The 17,279-nt window shown below is 44.1% G+C and carries 19 protein-coding genes; 8 read left to right on the plus strand and 11 right to left on the minus strand.

Annotated elements, in window-relative coordinates; genetic code table 11:
- Positions 1 to 82: 82 nt before the first annotated feature.
- The 6 genes from L5L97_RS08930 to L5L97_RS08955 all read left to right on the plus strand — a co-directional run bounded on the left by L5L97_RS08930 (position 83) and on the right by L5L97_RS08955 (position 6,080).
- On the plus strand, positions 83 to 772 hold the full coding sequence (locus L5L97_RS08930) for a hypothetical protein (protein WP_263181097.1): 690 nt from the start codon (positions 83 to 85) through the stop codon (positions 770 to 772).
- 261 nt (positions 773 to 1,033) lie between these two features.
- Entirely contained in the window at positions 1,034 to 3,151 is a 2,118-nt protein-coding gene (nrdD, locus tag L5L97_RS08935; RefSeq protein WP_173496522.1) for an anaerobic ribonucleoside-triphosphate reductase, read from the plus strand.
- Between the two features lie 104 nt (positions 3,152 to 3,255).
- Entirely contained in the window at positions 3,256 to 3,717 is a 462-nt protein-coding gene (gene nrdG / locus L5L97_RS08940; protein ID WP_105252903.1) for an anaerobic ribonucleoside-triphosphate reductase-activating protein, read from the plus strand.
- A 114-nt stretch (positions 3,718 to 3,831) separates the two neighbouring features.
- The gene (locus tag L5L97_RS08945; RefSeq protein WP_028760414.1) at positions 3,832 to 4,188 is read left to right on the plus strand and encodes a YibL family ribosome-associated protein; all 357 of its coding nucleotides are present in this window, start codon (positions 3,832 to 3,834) and stop codon (positions 4,186 to 4,188) included.
- A 272-nt stretch (positions 4,189 to 4,460) separates the two neighbouring features.
- Positions 4,461 to 5,075, plus strand: a complete 615-nt coding sequence (gene ribA, locus L5L97_RS08950; protein ID WP_006087423.1) for a GTP cyclohydrolase II — start codon at positions 4,461 to 4,463, stop codon at positions 5,073 to 5,075.
- Between the two features lie 57 nt (positions 5,076 to 5,132).
- The gene (locus tag L5L97_RS08955; protein WP_263181096.1) at positions 5,133 to 6,080 is read left to right on the plus strand and encodes a hypothetical protein; all 948 of its coding nucleotides are present in this window, start codon (positions 5,133 to 5,135) and stop codon (positions 6,078 to 6,080) included.
- A 55-nt stretch (positions 6,081 to 6,135) separates the two neighbouring features.
- Here L5L97_RS08955 and L5L97_RS08960 read toward each other — a convergent pair whose 3' ends face one another.
- The 5 genes from L5L97_RS08960 to L5L97_RS08980 form a co-directional block, all read right to left on the minus strand.
- Positions 6,136 to 6,594, minus strand: a complete 459-nt coding sequence (locus tag L5L97_RS08960; RefSeq protein WP_263181095.1) for a FlxA-like family protein — start codon at positions 6,592 to 6,594, stop codon at positions 6,136 to 6,138.
- Positions 6,595 to 6,846: 252 nt separating this feature from the next.
- Positions 6,847 to 7,230, minus strand: a complete 384-nt coding sequence (locus L5L97_RS08965) for a VF530 family protein (protein WP_263181094.1) — start codon at positions 7,228 to 7,230, stop codon at positions 6,847 to 6,849.
- Between the two features lie 182 nt (positions 7,231 to 7,412).
- Positions 7,413 to 8,873, minus strand: a complete 1,461-nt coding sequence (locus tag L5L97_RS08970) for a carbon starvation protein A (protein WP_219252841.1) — start codon at positions 8,871 to 8,873, stop codon at positions 7,413 to 7,415.
- Between the two features lie 199 nt (positions 8,874 to 9,072).
- Positions 9,073 to 9,783 carry a two-component system response regulator BtsR gene (btsR, locus tag L5L97_RS08975; protein WP_263171093.1) on the minus strand — a complete coding sequence of 237 codons (711 nt, stop codon included), beginning with the start codon at positions 9,781 to 9,783 and terminating at the stop codon, positions 9,073 to 9,075.
- Positions 9,780 to 11,477, minus strand: coding sequence for a sensor histidine kinase (locus L5L97_RS08980; RefSeq protein ID WP_028760408.1), 1,698 nt, complete (start codon positions 11,475 to 11,477; stop codon positions 9,780 to 9,782). The genes btsR and L5L97_RS08980 overlap by 4 nt, the downstream gene beginning before the upstream one ends.
- Positions 11,478 to 11,605: 128 nt before the next feature.
- On the opposite strand from L5L97_RS08980, the gene L5L97_RS08985 reads away from it, so the two are divergent.
- Positions 11,606 to 11,848 (plus strand): YecH family metal-binding protein, encoded by a 243-nt coding sequence (locus L5L97_RS08985; protein ID WP_263181093.1) that lies wholly within the window; start codon positions 11,606 to 11,608, stop codon positions 11,846 to 11,848.
- Here L5L97_RS08985 and L5L97_RS08990 read toward each other — a convergent pair.
- From L5L97_RS08990 to L5L97_RS09015, 6 genes are all read right to left on the minus strand, one after another.
- The gene (locus L5L97_RS08990; protein WP_263181092.1) at positions 11,775 to 11,972 is read right to left on the minus strand and encodes a hypothetical protein; all 198 of its coding nucleotides are present in this window, start codon (positions 11,970 to 11,972) and stop codon (positions 11,775 to 11,777) included. The two genes, L5L97_RS08985 and L5L97_RS08990, sit on opposite strands and share 74 nt — an antisense overlap.
- 235 nt (positions 11,973 to 12,207) lie before the next feature.
- Positions 12,208 to 12,552 (minus strand): replication protein RepA, encoded by a 345-nt coding sequence (locus L5L97_RS08995; RefSeq protein ID WP_105252895.1) that lies wholly within the window; start codon positions 12,550 to 12,552, stop codon positions 12,208 to 12,210.
- Positions 12,539 to 13,207, minus strand: a complete 669-nt coding sequence (locus L5L97_RS09000; RefSeq protein ID WP_028760405.1) for an AAA family ATPase — start codon at positions 13,205 to 13,207, stop codon at positions 12,539 to 12,541. Before L5L97_RS09000 ends, L5L97_RS08995 begins: the two co-directional genes overlap by 14 nt.
- Positions 13,208 to 13,283: 76 nt before the next feature.
- Entirely contained in the window at positions 13,284 to 13,586 is a 303-nt protein-coding gene (locus L5L97_RS09005) for a PilZ domain-containing protein (protein WP_105252894.1), read from the minus strand.
- Between the two features lie 158 nt (positions 13,587 to 13,744).
- Positions 13,745 to 14,149 (minus strand): phosphate-starvation-inducible protein PsiE, encoded by a 405-nt coding sequence (locus L5L97_RS09010; RefSeq protein ID WP_028760403.1) that lies wholly within the window; start codon positions 14,147 to 14,149, stop codon positions 13,745 to 13,747.
- 257 nt (positions 14,150 to 14,406) lie between these two features.
- A complete protein-coding gene (locus tag L5L97_RS09015) occupies positions 14,407 to 14,916 on the minus strand; it encodes a DUF2062 domain-containing protein (protein WP_028760402.1) in 510 nt (169 codons plus the stop codon).
- Between the two features lie 32 nt (positions 14,917 to 14,948).
- Between L5L97_RS09015 and L5L97_RS09020 the strand changes: the two genes are divergently transcribed.
- Positions 14,949 to 17,267, plus strand: coding sequence for a DNA internalization-related competence protein ComEC/Rec2 (locus L5L97_RS09020; protein WP_263181091.1), 2,319 nt, complete (start codon positions 14,949 to 14,951; stop codon positions 17,265 to 17,267).
- Positions 17,268 to 17,279: the final 12 nt, after the last annotated feature.

The raw sequence follows: 17,279 nt of genomic DNA on the forward strand, positions 1-17,279 counted from the left end.
AGGGGTTGCACTGATTAATACTTGATTGGCTTAGTTTTTGCTTTAAAACCGTCATTGAGTCTTAGACGCCGAATTTTTGACGATGAATTCTATTTTAAATGCCTTTAATCTTAATCGCAGCAGTGCCAGTATCGCCGATGCCTATGGTGCCAATAGCCAAAAGACGAGCACGGCTAAAACCGATACTACGACAGAAACAAATAAAACGCAGACGGATGCTACCAAACCCGATAAAGGTAAAACCGATGAGATAGCGCTGTCGCCACGGGCGCAACGCGCACAGAAAATTCAATCGATGGCGAAGGATTTTTTTGCCGATGGTCAATTTGGCGTCGCCGATATTCCCGCATTGGTGTCGCGCTTACAAAAAGATGGCATTTTATCGGATGTGCAACTCGAGCGTTTATCGAAAAACGGTGTTACAGTGCCGAGCACAACAACGCCGACTAAACAATCGTTGCAAGATTTTTTAGATGATGAAATCAAATCATTAGCTAAAAAATCACCTAATAATCCTCTTATCAATACCTTAGTTGATGCTAAGAACGTCTTAACCAATATGGATGATGCTCAGTCGCCGGTGCTAGCCCAGAAGGCCACGAAAGTCCTTAGCCAATTGACGGATTATTTGAATTCTGAACCTCCGCTTACGGATGCTCAAAAGCAGCAGTGGCAGGGGCTAAAATCTATGATGCAACTCGCTTCATCTATGGGGGCACATCAATCTGCATCGGGCCAACTCAGTAGTTATCTTGCGCTTGCTAAACGTTAATTCACATCCATAGTGCGTGATAAACACAAATTGTCACGCATTCAACTAGCTGGGTTTAATCAGCAGGTCAAGGCGCAATTTTCAGATAATTGGGCCTAGCTGCAGTTCTTGTTTGTTCTTTTATTTCATCCTAAAAACTATGATCTGGATCATGGACTCCTTACCGTCATTGTAGCCTAATGCTCTACATATTGTGTTTTATGCTTTTAAAATCACTAGATGTAGTGTTAATTTTTAGGCGAGATGGAGAGGAACTGAACAATGCCAGTCGTAATTAAGCGTGATGGTTGCCGCACACCTTTTGATGAAACAAGGATACGGGATGCAGTGAATGCCGCTGCAAACTCAGTTGGAATAGAGGATGGCGACTATGCAGCGACAGTGGCAGCGTGTATCAGTCAGAGCGTCGCGCCATTAGCAGAAGTCGATATCCACCATCTACAAGATGCGGTTGAGAATTTACTGATGGAAGGGCCGTACAAGTCCCTGGCGCGGGTGTATATCGAATACCGTCACGACAGAGATGTGTGCCGTGAAGCGACCAGTAAACTCAACCTCGAAATCCGTGGTTTAGTTGAGCAAAGCAATGCGGCTTTACTCAATGAAAATGCTAATAAAGATTCAAAAGTCATTCCTACTCAGCGGGACTTACTCGCGGGCATAGTCGCCAAACATTACGCCAAGAGTCATATTTTGCCAAAGGATGTAGTCGCTGCCCATGAAGCGGGCGAGATCCATTACCACGACCTAGATTACTCTCCGTTTTTCCCGATGTTTAACTGCATGTTGATTGATTTAGCTGGCATGTTGACCCACGGCTTTAAAATGGGTAATGCCGAAATTGAAACCCCTAAGTCTATTTCAACAGCGACAGCGGTGACCGCGCAGATTATTGCCCAAGTGGCGAGTCATATCTATGGCGGAACTACTATCAACCGTATCGATGAAGTGTTAGCGCCATTTGTCGCTAAGAGCTACGACAAGCATTACCAAATTGCCCTGAATTGGAAGATTACCGACGCCAAAGCCTTTGCCACGGCGCAAACTGAAAAAGAATGTCACGATGCATTCCAGTCTTTGGAATATGAGGTCAATACCTTACACACTGCCAATGGCCAAACACCGTTCGTGACCTTCGGGTTTGGTTTAGGCACGTCGTGGGAATCACGCTTAATTCAGCAATCTATGCTCAAAGTGCGGATGGCGGGATTGGGGAAAAATCGCAAGACTGCAGTATTCCCTAAGCTAGTGTTTGCGATTCGCGATGGTATTAATCATAAAGCGGGCGATTGCAATTACGATGTAAAACAGATGGCGCTCAAATGCGCGACAATGCGCATGTATCCCGACATTCTCAACTACGAGCAAGTCGAGAAAGTTACCGGTTCATTTAAAACCCCAATGGGCTGCCGTAGCTTTTTAGGCACCTATGAAGAAAATGGCGAGCTTGTGCATGAAGGGCGTAATAATTTGGGAGTGGTCAGTCTAAACTTGCCGCGGATTGCCTTAGAAGCCAATGGCGATGAGACTGAGTTTTATCGCATTTTAGATGACAGATTAGTATTAGCCCGTAAAGCGCTGGATACCCGTATTGAGCGACTGAACGGTGTTAAAGCCCGCGTGGCACCTATCCTCTATATGGAAGGCGCCTGTGGTGTACGTTTACGGGCAGATGATGATGTGGCGCAAATCTTTAAAAATGGCCGTGCGTCGATTTCACTCGGTTATATTGGCCTGCATGAAACCATGAATGCACTCTATGGCACCCAAACCCATGTATTTGACGATGCACAATTAAGGGACAAAGCCGTCGCTATTGTTGCTTATCTTAAAGCGGCTACCGATGCGTGGAAGGCCGAAACAGGTTATGGCTTTAGTCTGTATAGCACGCCAAGTGAGAGTCTTTGCAGCCGTTTTTGTAAACTGGATGCGAAGCAATTTGGCCTAGTCACAGGGGTGACGGACAAGGGCTATTACACGAATAGTTTCCACCTCGATGTGGAAAAAAGCGTTAACCCCTACGATAAAATTGATTTTGAACAGCCATATCCCGCTATCGCGAACGGTGGCTTTATTTGTTATGGCGAATATCCCAATATGCAGCATAACCTCGAAGCGCTGGAAAACGTCTGGGATTATAGCTACAGCCGCGTGCCTTACTATGGCACTAACACGCCAATTGATGAATGCTACGACTGTGGCTTTACCGGTGAATTTAGTTGTACCAGTAAAGGGTTCACTTGCCCTAAGTGTGGCAATCATGAGCCTAGTCGGGTTTCTGTGACGCGCCGTGTGTGCGGTTACTTAGGCAGTCCTGATGCGCGGCCCTTTAATTATGGCAAGCAAGAAGAAGTAAAACGCAGGATCAAACACTTGTAACACTATTACCTTATTCTGCCTGTTAGACTTATTCCGTGGCATCAAATAGTGCCACGGGATGAGTGTCAGTGTTAAAAGATGAAATGCACTATGAGTGACCATCAATGAATTACCATCAATATTTCCCTATCGATGTGGTCAATGGCCCAGGTACCCGTGCGACCTTGTTTGTCTCTGGCTGTGAGCACCAGTGCCGCGGTTGTTACAACCAAAGCACGTGGGATCCCCGTTCTGGGCATGTGTTTGATAGGACGATGGAAGATAGGATTATTGCCGATCTCAATGATCAGCGGATTGTGCGCCGTGGTTTATCGCTTTCGGGCGGAGATCCTTTATTGCCTGTCAATCTCAGTGCCATTTTGACGCTCGTCAAACGAGTCAAGGCTGAGTGTAAGGGGAAGGATATTTGGCTGTGGACAGGTTATGTGCTCGATGAGTTGAGTGATGAACAGCGCGCCGTGTTGGCCTATATTGATGTGCTGGTGGACGGAAAATTTGAACAAAGTCTTGCCGATCCGAGTCTTGTCTTTCGCGGTAGCAGCAATCAGATCATTCGTTTGTTATAAAAGCGGTAACGAGGATCTGTAACTTGCTGCTATAATCTCAGGCCTTGACACAGACGCTAGCATAATCAAGCTAAGATTTTACTGTGGCTAACTTAGGTAATTTAAGGTAACAGAATGAATTTAAAGCAAGAACTGCAGCAGCTTAACGATAAATTAGATAAATTTCGTCGTAAACTTGCTGCGGCTGAACAAAGAGGCGATGACGTCATTATTGCCCAGTTCAAACGCGAAATCGCTGCGGTCACTAAGCAAATCGGCAGTGTGAAAGGGCAACAAACCCGCTTATTGAATAAGCAAGGGTCAGATATCAAAGGTTTGCCTTTCCATCGTGCTTTGACAAAAGCGGAACAAGCGGACATGGGCAAACTGAAAAAGTCTGTCAAAGGGCTTGTGGTAATCCACCCTATGACGGCTATCGGCCGTGAAATGGGGCTAACGGAAGTTACTGGATACGCTCCCGCAAAATTTTAATGTGGGATTGGATGTCACTGGCACGGGATCGAGTGTCGATCACGTGTTTGTGCTCCTGTATTTAATGCACTGCTTCGTTTTAATCCATTCCTTCGTGCTGCCCATCGAAAAGACATTCATGTTTGGTTTAGTTGATTAAAACACTAAAGTATTTCTGGATTGTTCGAAAACACTTTAGAATAGTGCGCTTAGTTGGCTAAGTGCCTAATCCTCGTTTTGTTTCTAGGGATCTTATTCGTCTCATGGAATGAGAGTTGTCGTTAAGGTTAAGTATGTCGATAAAATATGTCGCGACGTCAAAGTTACCCACTCCTTGGGGCGTGTTTGCCATGCATGGTTTTGAAGATACCGAATCAGGTAAAGAGCATGTTGCGCTCACATTCGGTACGCTCAGTGCGGATGAACCTGTGTTGGGCCGTATTCATTCCGAGTGTTTAACCGGCGATGCTTTATTTAGCTTGCGTTGTGACTGTGGTTTTCAGTTACAAGCTGCCATGCAAAATATTGCGGAAACGGGCAGTGGCTTTATCCTCTATTTACGCCAAGAAGGCCGTGGCATTGGTTTGCTGAATAAAATTCGCGCCTATGAGCTGCAAGATAAAGGCGCCAACACGGTTGAAGCCAATGAGCAACTCGGTTTCGAAGCGGATATGCGTAAATACGACATGATCAAGCCTATGCTGGAACAGATAGGGGTGAAGCATGTGCGTTTGATGACCAATAATCCGCGTAAAGTGAAAGCGATGAAGGAGTTTGGCATCGAAGTGGTTGAGCGCGTACCGCTGCAAGTTGGTAAAAATCGTTATAACGAAGCGTACTTAAAAACTAAATCCACTGAGCTTGGACACATGATGTCTGAATATCATTTTATGGATGAAAATAAGTAGTTTTGTCATCATGATGAGTCGACCGATTGAGTTAAAAATGAGGAAGGTTTAAGTCAATTGAGCCATTGTTTCAGTCGGTTGCTATTAAGCTTATCGCTAATGTGCTTGGCATTACTGAGCGTTATTTCTACCACCTTTGCCGATAGTATTTCCGCTACAAATACATTCATATTTGCATCTCAAGCGGATGCTCCCAGCTTTTCTATCAATCATGCACCTAATAGTAATGCTAATGGTAGTAATCCGATAGAAACTAGCACTAATCCAAATTCCGTTTACGCCTTTGGTAGTTATCTTGGCACTGGCGTTTACCGCGCTGCAAACCAAAATGCCACCGTCGTTAGCATTCCGTTAACTTTTGACTTAAAGAAAGATAGCGGTAGCCAAACTTGGTTACGTTTACCTACCTCCTTTGGCTTTTTTGATTATCTAGCCAAAGATATCACTGAAGGTGAGTTGCCGTCGTCGATAGGTACTATGACAGTTACCCCAGGTTTTGAGCATCATTGGCAGGCGAGCGAAAATACTAGAATGGAAGGGTATTTAGATATCGGTTTTGGCACTAACTTCGATAAAAACGATAACGTTGCTATTATTGCCTCAGGGATTAGTAGCTTGTATGACTTTACCTTAGCAGGGCAGGATGCTGTGTGGGTATCGAGATTACGCTTTGCTGGGTACAGCGAGCACTATGGTAAGTTTTCTGATCAATTTGCAGTACTACAAACAGGTGTTGATTTAGGGTTAGCACCACGCTGGCAATGGTGGGATCTGCAGGTGCAACCAAGGATCTTTGCCGTAGGCTATTGGTATTTCAATGAACTTAGATTTATTAGCGAAATAGAGCAAGATACCATAGTTTCAGGCAGTTATGAGGCCGGTTTTTCCCTCGCGTTTTCTAAGCCGTTAGGCGGTGAATTATTGAGTGTTGATCGCATCGGATTCAGTTATCGTCGTGGCGATGGGCTCAATGTTTGGCGTTTAATGTTTAGCTTTCCTATCTAAGTGGGTTAACGATAGTCGGTTGGTCTTGTATTAGTTTAGTAGAATACTGTTTCAGTTAATCTGACTTTTTACTATCTTGCATCTTTTTATCCAACAAGGTGGCGATTTGGCCACTAAGTAACATTATTTGTTCTTGCAGCATTTTACGTTGCTGATCTGCAGCTTCTGAGTCATCTCCCTTGAGCTTGGATAATATTTCTTGTAATTCTTTTATTTTTTCTTTTATTTTGTCTATTTGTTCATCAATTAATGTTTTAGGTTCTTCTTTTGGAGTTACTTCAGCTTCATTTTTTTTAGCTAATGCTTTTTCTCTCAAAGAGGCCCCAAAGTCGTTGGATAAAGCCGCGCGGCCCGCATTAGAAATGGAGACTGTGTCTTGGGTATCTTGTGAGCCAGCAGACTCACTATTCGCTGTTGGTGTTTTTGTTGCAACTGGTGTCGCTGCGATATATGCGCCTGATACGGTGGTGAAACCTGAGCCAGTTGCGTTATTGTTTATTCCATTAATGTTCATTCAACACTCCATTCATGCAAATTTGGATGATGCTACACTTTTATCGGCCATCAATTTGAAAACTGAAGTCACTTTTTGTCGCTCGGCCAAAAAGAGTGTTTCTTCATGGCTCACAGCCTCTTAGTAAACGCTATTAGTCACAATTAAATTAAAGGTTTGGGTTAGTGAAAAATCGATGAGTTATTGATTCATTCTAACAATATAGCCCTTAAGTGAGGGCTGTTCACGTTTTATGGCTGCAGAGGGCAAAGACTAACTGTTACCCCAAATATGGCAATTTACTTTGTCATCTGTGTTAGGTTTATCGCTTTTAGTCGGCTTTTCAGGAGCGGTTTGAGTGGGCTTTTTAGTCGCAATTTTTGCCGCAGGCTTCTTAGCCGTTTGACTAGAGTCTGCTTTGGGTGGCGGCAAGGGTAATTTATTGGCTCTTAAATAAAGATATTCGACTTTATCCCGCGCCCACTCTGTTTTTCTCAAAAAACGTAAACTGGATTTGATGCTGGGATCGTGGGTAAAACAGCGGATATTAATTCTTTCACCTAATTCTTCCCAGCCGTATTTCTCGACTAAATAAGTGATGATCGTTTCCAGTTTAATGCCGTGGAGCGGGTTATTCGATTGATTCATATTATGCATGTTGCAATGTGCTATGGTGGGAGTATAGCAGTTTTGTATGCCTGATACAGTGTGGAATGGTATCGACTCAAGCTTGAATACCTTGCTAGTTCAAACCTGTGATAGCTGTTATTGGTGGAGCAGTATGATCAAAACAGGCGCAATAAAGCGCCTGTTTTAGGTTGGTCATTTGGACTGTTTGACTAGTCTTTGACTGGCTCTTTAAGCTCAGTTTCAACCGGCAAATCAATTTCGCCTTTACCTTTGGTTTTCACAATCAAGAGTGCTGTAATCACTAAGGTTGTGACTATGCCCGCTATGGTTGATACCGTCATAGGTAAACCTGCGCCTAAGGTTGACGAGTTCAGTAGGAAGGTGATTACCACAGTGGTCATAAACATCGCTGGAATTGTCGCAATCCAATGCAGTTTGTTATGTCGTAGCAGGTAAGCCGAAGCCGTCCACAGCATTAATACTGCAGTGGCTTGATTTGCTACACCGAAGTAGCGCCAAATCACACCAAAGTCCACTTGGGTCAATATGCCGCCGATAACAAACAGTGGGAGAGCTAACACTAAGCGCTTTGGTAGTGAGATTTGTGGCATATTGAAAAATTCAGCCAGAATCAAACGCGCAGAGCGGAAAGCCGTATCGCCTGAGGTAATCGGCAGAATAATCACTCCTAGGATAGCCATAAAGCCACCGATAGCGCCTAACAGACCGGTAGAGGCCTCATAGACGACGTTGGCAGGGTTACCTGACATACCCGCACTTAACCCTTCTACTCCGCCAAAGTAAGACAACGCGATGGCACACCAAAGCAATGCGATAATGCCTTCGCCAATCATGGCGCCAAAGAAGACGAAGCGACCATTAGTCTCGTTTTCAACGCAACGGGCCATTAACGGTGATTGAGTAGCATGGAAACCCGATACTGCACCACAGGCAATAGTGATGAATAGGGCAGGCCAAAGTGGCATGTCGTTCGGATTTAAGTTTTGGAAGAAATCGCCCGCTTGTACGTTAGGCAGTAAGGTATGCTCGCTTGATAGCATAATTGCGAAAGCTAAACCAAACGACATGAAGAACAATAAAGCGCCAAAGAAGGGGTACAGACGACCGATAATTTTATCGACAGGTACCACAGTTGCAATCAGGTAATAGACGAAGATTATACCAACGAAGATACTGACATCCCAGCCAGTAAGCTTGCCAAGTAAGCCTGCAGGCGCAGAGATAAAGACCACACCGACGAGCAGTAACAGCACAATAGCAAACACGTTCATGAAGTGTTTGGCGCTCTTACCTAAATACTTACCCGCAAGGTTTGGCACGGATTGACCGCCATTGCGTACTGACAACATACCGGAGAAGTAGTCATGTACTGCACCTGCAAAGATACAGCCAACCACAATCCACAACATGGCTGCAGGACCATAGAGTGCACCTAAGATAGGACCAAAAATTGGGCCTACGCCTGCAATGTTTAATAATTGAATTAAATAGACTTTGCCTTTAGACATAGGCACAAAGTCGACGCCATCAGTTTGACTGAAAGCGGGTGTTTGACGATTAGCGTTAATGCCGAAGACTTTCTCGACAAAAGCGCCGTAGATAAAGTAGCCGCCGATCAGTAGACCGACACAGAGTAGGAACCACATCATTTTTGTTATCTCCCCATTTGAGTTCTGGTGAGTGTAAACAAGTTGTTGATATAAAACTTTGTAATCTCAATGAGTGGTCGAAAATGCAGTGTGAGCGGCAATAGGTGAGCTTAAGTGGTTACCATTGTATGTTAACGGTGAGTGTTGTTGGCTATCTTATGGCTAAAAATACGTCGCTAAGATGACTTTTTAATTGTGTTTATTGAAAGCCAAATAGCTGTTTAAGGCTTTTAAGATAGCGGCGTGATACGGGGACTTTATCGCCTAAATGAGTGGTGACTTCTGCCCCTGTATCTAACAGCTCAATTTCAGCAATCGCCTTAGGTGAAATCAAATACTGCCGATGGCAGCGCACCAGTGGGGTTTTTTCTTCGAACACTTTCAAGGTCAACTGGGTATGGACTTTGCCTTTCGTGCTGGCCACATGGATGCCGCTTAAGTCACTGAACACATATTCCACATCTTGGATTGCAATGACTTTGAGTTTATTGCCGCTGTAGCAGGGAATATGTTCAAGACTCTTTGGGGTAATAGAGTCCATAGCCTGAGGCGTTAGATTTTTACGCACACGAGTGAGGGTTTTACTGAGTCTGTCGGCATCTATGGGTTTGAGTAAATAATCGAAGGCATGATTGTCGAAGGCTTTGACGGCAAACTCGTCGTAGGCGGTGACAAACACGATTTTCGGCATGTCATCGGGGTCGAGCATTGCAATAAGTTCCATGCCCGAAATGCGTGGCATTTGGATATCAAGAAAGATTAACTGAGGTTTTTCTTTGGTTATGCTCTGTAATGCTTCAATAGCATTGGCGCATTGACCGACGATTTGGATGTCGTGTTCTTGCCCCAAAAGGTCAGCTAATTCTTCACGAGCAAACAGCTCATCATCGACAATTAAACAATTGATCACGTGCGGTTATCCATATTTGATGTTTCAGGGCTTTCTATGGGCAATCTTATGGTGACACGAGTCAATTGATCGGGCTCGCATTCCACTGTCACGCCGTATTGTTCGCCAAAAATATTTTGAATTCGCTTATGCACTAAGTTCATCCCTAGGCCTTCTGATCCCTCAATGGGCTGATACAACCCGGCATTGTCTGTGACTTCTAGCTCCAGCACATCATTTTCGAGCTTGCCAGTCACTTTAATCTGCCCTTGCTCAATCATGTGCGAAGTGCCGTGCTTTACGGCATTCTCAATAATTGGCTGCAGGGTAAAGGCGGGAACTTTACAGTGGTAGAGTGATTCAGGTATCGCGATACTGACTTGTAATTTATCAATAAAACGCGCTTTTTCAATGGTGAGATAGGACGCTATGTGATCTAGTTCATCCCCAAGCGTCACTAAGCCTGTCGTTCGCTTTAAATTGATCCGTAAAAATTGCGATAACTGCTGCAGTAGCTGCTTAGACATATCAGGATCACGTTTGATAATCGCGCTAATGGTATTCAGTGCATTAAATAAAAAGTGCGGATTGACCTGAGCCTGTAGCAATTTAAGTTCGGCTTGAGTCAGTAGATTTTGCTGTTGCTCAAACCGGCCATAAAGAATTTGGTTTGATAATAGGCGGGCAATACCTTCACCTAAAGTACGGTTGATATTCAAAAAAAGTTTATTCTTAGGCTCATAGAGTTTAATCGTGCCAATGACTTCAGTATCACTGCGCAGCGGGATCACTAGACTTGACCCTAGACGGCAATGAGATGAAATAGAGCATGCATAGGGCGTTTCAACGCCATCGGCGAACATGACCTTATTTTGATTGATGGCTTCTAAGGTGATTTTGGACGAAATCGGTGTACCAGGGAGATGGTGATCGGCGCCTATGCCAATAAAGGCTAACAGTTTTTCCCTGTCCGTGATGGCCACTGCACCCACATTGGTTTCTTCGATGACGATTTGGGCGACATGACTACTACTTTCTTCGTTAAATCCTTTGGATAGTAATCCGACACTGCGTTCGGCAATTTTTAATGCCTTAGTCGAAAAGCTCGATGAGAGTTTATCAAACATGGTTTTTTGGTCACGGATCATGCTCATAAAGAGTGCCGCTCCCACGGAGTTCACTAACAACATGGGCGGCGCGATTTGACGTACTAATTCCCATGCATCATCGAAGGGGCGTGCGACCAAAAGTATGATGCTCATTTGCATCATTTCAGCATAAAAAGTCACTAGGCAAACGAGTAATGGATTGTAGATGAGCTCACTTTTATCTGCGCGTCTTAAGTAGAAGCTTATCATCCCAGCGGATAAGCCTTCTAAGGTGGTGGAGATGGCGCAGGCTATATCAGTAAAACCGCCCATACTGTAGCGGTGGAGCCCACCAGTTAGTCCCACCAGAAAACCAGTAACGGGTCCTCCTAATAATCCGCCCAAAACTGCGCCCATAGCACGAGTGTTGGCAATCGCTCCCGAGGTTTGCTCACCAAAATAAGTGGCCATGATGCAGAAACTCGAAAAAATCAGATACATAAAAATCTTATGTGGCAGACGAGGAGACGTTTCGGCAAACAGTTTAAACAGTGGTGTTTTACTGACTAAGTAAACGATCACTAAGTACAGCGACATCTGTTGGGTCAGTAATAGGATCAAAGACATAATGGCTCACATTATCGTCACAGATGTCGGCGCAGTCGTCCCCATTTGAAAGTTTGTGCGCGAGATCAGGGTTCGAATTTAACCGTTAGGATATAAAGAACAATAATATTGCATCTTTAGGAGGACATATGTCCAATTCTGTTCACGGTCATGATGTTATGGCGCTGATGGTAGCTCAAGGGGCCGCTATTATAAAGCCTGAATTAATTTCCATGATGGAGCAAAAGTTTGGCTCGGCGGCTCGATACCATACTTGTAGTGCAACTGATTTGAGTGCCGAAGCATTAATTGAGTTACTCATAGGTAAAGGTAAGTTTTACGATACGTCCCAAGGTATTCAACTTGTAGCTGGGCGAAAGTGTGGGCATTAATACCCATCGTATTAAATATCTGTTCATTCAGCGGGAGCTCAAAGCGCTTTAGACAAGGCGAAGGCTTGAAGGCATAGTGGTGCTCTGTCAAAAGCCTTAAACGCAGTATAAAGGGCGTTGCCATGTAGTTAACATCAGCCGCCCTTCGGGAGCCACACAGGCATTCCACTCTGGTGTTGCATTGACTTAATAGGGAATGACCATTTCTGCGTCAATGCGCCTTGGATTGAGATGCCAGTGAGGCTCTGAACTGACTAACTATTTAATGTGATTGGTATAATACACAGTGACATAGCGTACTCATTTTATTTCGTTGATTAGTTTTTAGTCACTTAGACGTGTAATCGGTTTGTTGAAGCTCAGGTTTCATCGTGGCGCTTATTTGCAATTTGCTCCTGCTGTGCGGGGGTGAGTTGGGTAAATTCATTGATCAAAATACGCAGTAATCGAGATTTTGCAATATTGGTGGATTTCGATAGGGCGTCAAGCTGAGAAATGCTGTTTTCAGTGAGGGTAAAGGTCGCGTGGCGATAAATCTTAGTCGATTTTTTATCTAAGCCCTTAACTATGGTGTGTGTGGTGGGCGCAGCTAATAAACTCGCCTTACCTAAGGCGTAGTTATTGGCATCTTCAATGAAATCATCGACAGAAACCGGCTTGATGATTTGCTTAGGTTTCTTACGTTTAAGATCAGTTAAGCTCATAGCTATTTTCTGGTGGCATTGCGAATAACTCATCCGCTATGGCGCGGATCTCATCGGCTGCTTTCCCATCGGGTTCTATTTCGACGACTGAAGAGCCTCTTTCTTCACTGTCATCATAAATATTTCGGCAAAATGTAACTGAATTTAGCACTCTTAGTCCAAAGGATTGCACCACATCTTTGGCTTCTAAAATGCGTTTAAACTGTGTAGGAAGCGCTGGACATTGGGTTAGCACTATAGTCGCGATCATTTTAGGATTCACCATCTTACACGTACTTAGCATGTCTTCCATGTGGGGTAATGTTTTGAGATCGCGTCTTTTGGGTCTGAGGGGGATCACAACATAAGTCGCTACAGACATAGCTGCGCGCATGGCTAAGTTATCTTGGCCACCACAATCTACAATTACGTAGTCAAAACGCTCATTGAGGCTGAGTAAATCATTACGAATCTTGCCGTAAAGTTGGATGCAATTAATACTTGGGAGGCTTGGATCATTATTTCTTGCTTGGATCCAATCTGAAGTCGTGCGTTGGGGATCACAATCGACCATGAGGACGTTTGCCTGAAATTTTTGCTTAATATAAACGGCAAGATTTTGAGCGAGACAACTTTTTCCGCTACCACCTTTTTCACCACCTACCAGCAAGATCATACTGACGCCCCTTAATGAATTGTTTAATTCATTGAGTGTAGAACAGAGCCATTAAAGCTGCGAAATTTAAGTTAAATTAAAGCAGTTGCATAGCAATGTGGTAGCTTTGGTCATGGCATCTCGCGCAACGGCAGACTTGTCCTTTAACGGTATTTTGTTGGGTTGAATTGGGATTAAAGGTCACTTCGATGAGTTCCCCGAGTGCAAACGGATTTTTATAATCGAATAAAATGCCGCGTCTTGCTAAGTCGATACACACACCTTCATCTGTTTGCTTCATGCCTTGAGTGTCGATCCAATTCAAGACCACGCGCTCTGCTTCCATGTCGACTCGCAGCGATGTGCGTTTTTCTTCAAAACCAGTAGTATGGTCACCCATAACTCAATTGCCCCGTAAATTATTGATCTAAGTAAAACTAGCATAATTGCTTTTTGGCAGAATACCAATGTGAAAGCTAGGTCTTTGATAATAGTTTTAAAACGAGAACAGCAGGTGCCATTGATTTAGGTTTCAATAGCACCAACTCAGGTATTTGATTAATTGTCGTATTCTTGATTTTTTGGATAAGGCATTTTTAATTGACCCCAACGAATCACAATCACGGTTGCCGCTAAAATTAGCGTCGATAATGATATTGCTGCGATACGCCAGTCTTCCATGCTCTTCATATCTAAGATTAGGTAACGGGCCAAGGCGACAATCGCAATATAAAGCGGCATACGTACTGGTAACTTACCGGATTCATAGTAGTTAGCCACCATGGCTAATACTTCTAAGAAAATAAATAACAAGAGTAAATCGGCCAGTGCGACCATACGTACAGAGATGATATGCACAATTTCTTGGCCTATTGCGACAACGGTGGCAATGGCAATAATAAATAGGACTAAGTGTTCAACGGCTTTGAGGCTTTTAGAACCATATTGATGATAAAAAGGCATGGATATTCCCTACTTGATGTTTTTATAAATAGTAACAGCAAAAATCTGTTTTTAGGGAAAAGCTAGGTGCCGCTGTGTGATTTAATTCACAGATATGTACGATCTTAAATTCGGCGCAAAGTGGAGTTAACGTGGTTGTATGTAGAAGGTGATTTATATGATGAACAAAAGGGAAGCGAGAGCGAATGTGCTAATCCGCTTATGCTGTTACCTCGACTCAATCGTTGTACCAACATAAGCGGTTTGAATATAAAAGATTATTTATTCTTGCGTTTCTGCCACTTAAACATAATTGAATATTTCCACAGATTATTAATCAGCAAATAACCGACAGCGGAAAAAACCACTCCTAGCACGAGACACCCGAGTAAGAATGCCGGACCTATGGTCGCAAGCGATGCTTCAATCCATTGCCAACTTGCTTCGAAGGCAAAATCTTGCGGAGCATGGCCGAGTATTTTAGCACCGAGCAAATACGCCCCATAAAACATCACTGGCATAGTTAAGGGATTGGTTATCCATACTAATGCAACTGAAACTGGAATATTAACGTTAAATAGAATGGCAAAAGCCGCTGCAACAACCATCTGAAATGGCATGGGGATCCAAGCGACAAATAACCCTACGGCAAATGCGCCTGGGGCGGATTTTCGATTAAGTGCCCATAGATTGGGATTATGTAACAAGCGTCCGAACATGCGTAAGTGTTTATGCTCACGCAAGGTTTCAGGCTTAGGCATAAATCTTTTAATTAATTTTTTTGGCATATGCTGAAATTGCTGTCTTAACTTAATTCACTATGAATCGATTCATGTTTGGCTTTAGTGCCATCTTGTTATCAGCGATGTTATGGCCTTCGCTGCCGCCAGTCAGTTACATACCCTACCTTGTTGTTGGGGCGTTAATCTTACACCGAAAAATCCCTGTCTGTGCAGGTGGGCTCTTTGCGGTAGCATGGCTAACTGGTTTTTGCTTAGGATTATCTAGGCAGGATTTGCCAGTGTTACAACAACCTATACAGGTAAGGGGCGAAATCATATCACTAGTTAGTCGAAACAGCGACTGGCTAAGTTTGGATATATCGCTCATTAAACCAAATTTAATCTTAGGGCCAAACGCAAAATTGCGACTCACGTGGAAAGATCCGCCAGAAGTCGATGTGGGTCAGGTTTGGCTGTTTACGTTGACACCTAAGAGCATTGCTAGCGTGCTAAATCAAGGCGGCTACAACGAACAAAAACAATTAATCAGTCAACATGTTGTCGGTAAAGGACGAGTGATTGAGGCGCAGTTACTTGCGGTTTCGCCTTCATTGCGTAATGACCTCATAAGCGCATTGACACCTGAATTAGCCTCTTTACCTCAAGGTGACATTTTACTCGCCTTGCTTTTGGGGGATAAGCATTTGATCTCACAAGCTCGTTGGCAAGCACTAAGGCAGACTGGCACTGGCCATTTAGTGGCGATTTCCGGTTTGCACCTCTCCGTTGTTGCGGCATGGGTATACGCTTGCCTTTTGTTTGGATTGAGTCGTTTTGTGTCACATCAGAGTCGACGTAATATGACTTTTGCGTTAGTCGCGGCAGGTATAGGCGCCGCATTTTATGCATATCTTGCAGGCTTTGGTGTGTCGACTCAGCGTGCACTCATGATGATTTTACTGTTAATGCTACTGAGTTTATTAAAGCGATTTTCTACTGCGTGGGAGCGCTTGCTGTTTGCATTGTTTGTCGTATTGTTACTCGACCCGCTTGCTTGTTTAAGTGCGGGATTTTGGCTGTCGTTTTGTGCTTTAGGGGTGATTTTATATACCTTAGTCATCCAGCCCAAAGAGTTTACGGCTGTGTCGTCTCGAAGGACGCGTGTAGGTGCGGGGCTTTTGCAATTTTGGGCCATCCAGTGGCGCTTGAGCCTTGGGCTTGGATTACTGCAAGGAGCACTCTTTGGTGGTGTGAGTTTACACAGCTTGTGGATGAATATCCTAGCTGTGCCATGGTTTAGTTTTGTTGTTATCCCATTAGCCATGGCGGGATTTATATGCTGGTGGTTTGGAACTGCGTTTGGGTTCTCTTGGTTGGGACTGCTTCGCCTAAGTGATTGGAGTTTATCACCCTATGCGCAGTTGCTAGACATAAGCCAGCAATTGCCAGCCCATTGGTTAGCGCTTTCAGATACGATATTAGCCTTGGGGTTATACGCGCTCATCGGTGGTGTGTTATGGCGCTATGTGCCTAAAAATAAAAATTATACTTCTTGGTTAAGCCTGCTGAGTTTACTGTTTATTCCCACTTTGCTTTTCTGTATTACGCTGTGGTCACCCTTTCAAAATAATCGATGGGCTATGCATTTACTGGATGTGGGCCAAGGTTTAGCTGTGGTTATTGAAAAGAATGGTAGAGGGCTGGTTTACGACACCGGTGCCGCCTTTGGTGATGACTTTAGTTATGCGGAGCGGGTGATATTACCTTTCCTAAAAGCTAAAGGCATTCAAGAGATTGATTATATTGTTATCAGCCATAGCGATAACGATCATGCCGGTGGTGCCCCTGTTTTGATTGAGGCTTACCCTAAGGCTTTAGTGATCACAGACGTGGCTGGCTTGAGCGGCCAAGATTGCCGTCCAAAGCAGATTCAATGGCAAGGGCTGAGCTTGAATTTGCTTTCTCCGCCTCAAGCGTTAGCGGGTAATAACGGTTCCTGTGTCATACGCATTGATGATGACTGGCAGAGTCTACTGCTTACGGGGGATATCGAAAAGCAAATCGAAACTTCGCTATTAAGTCGTGCCCTAAGTGGTGAGTATGAGTTACAAAGTGAAGTGCTCGTTGCGCCCCACCACGGCAGTAAAACCTCGTCAACTGAAGCCTTTATTGATGCTGTTGCCCCCAAGTTAGTCTTGTTTCCTGCTGGTTTTGCTAATCGCTGGGGATTTCCAAAATCCACAGTGGTTGAACGGTATCAGCAACGGGAGATTATGGGCCTAACTACAGGTATAGAAGGGCAGATTAGTGTGATTTTTCAGCAGTCTGAGCGAGAGGTTAAGACCTATCGTGGTGATTTAGCGCCATTTTGGTACAACTCTCTGTTTAGATTTGGTGACTTGATTAATCCAGAGTAGAATGCCTACTTT

It is taken from the genome of Shewanella sp. SM71, from assembly GCF_025653905.1.
GTDB classification, from domain to species: Bacteria; Pseudomonadota; Gammaproteobacteria; order Enterobacterales; family Shewanellaceae; genus Shewanella; species Shewanella oncorhynchi.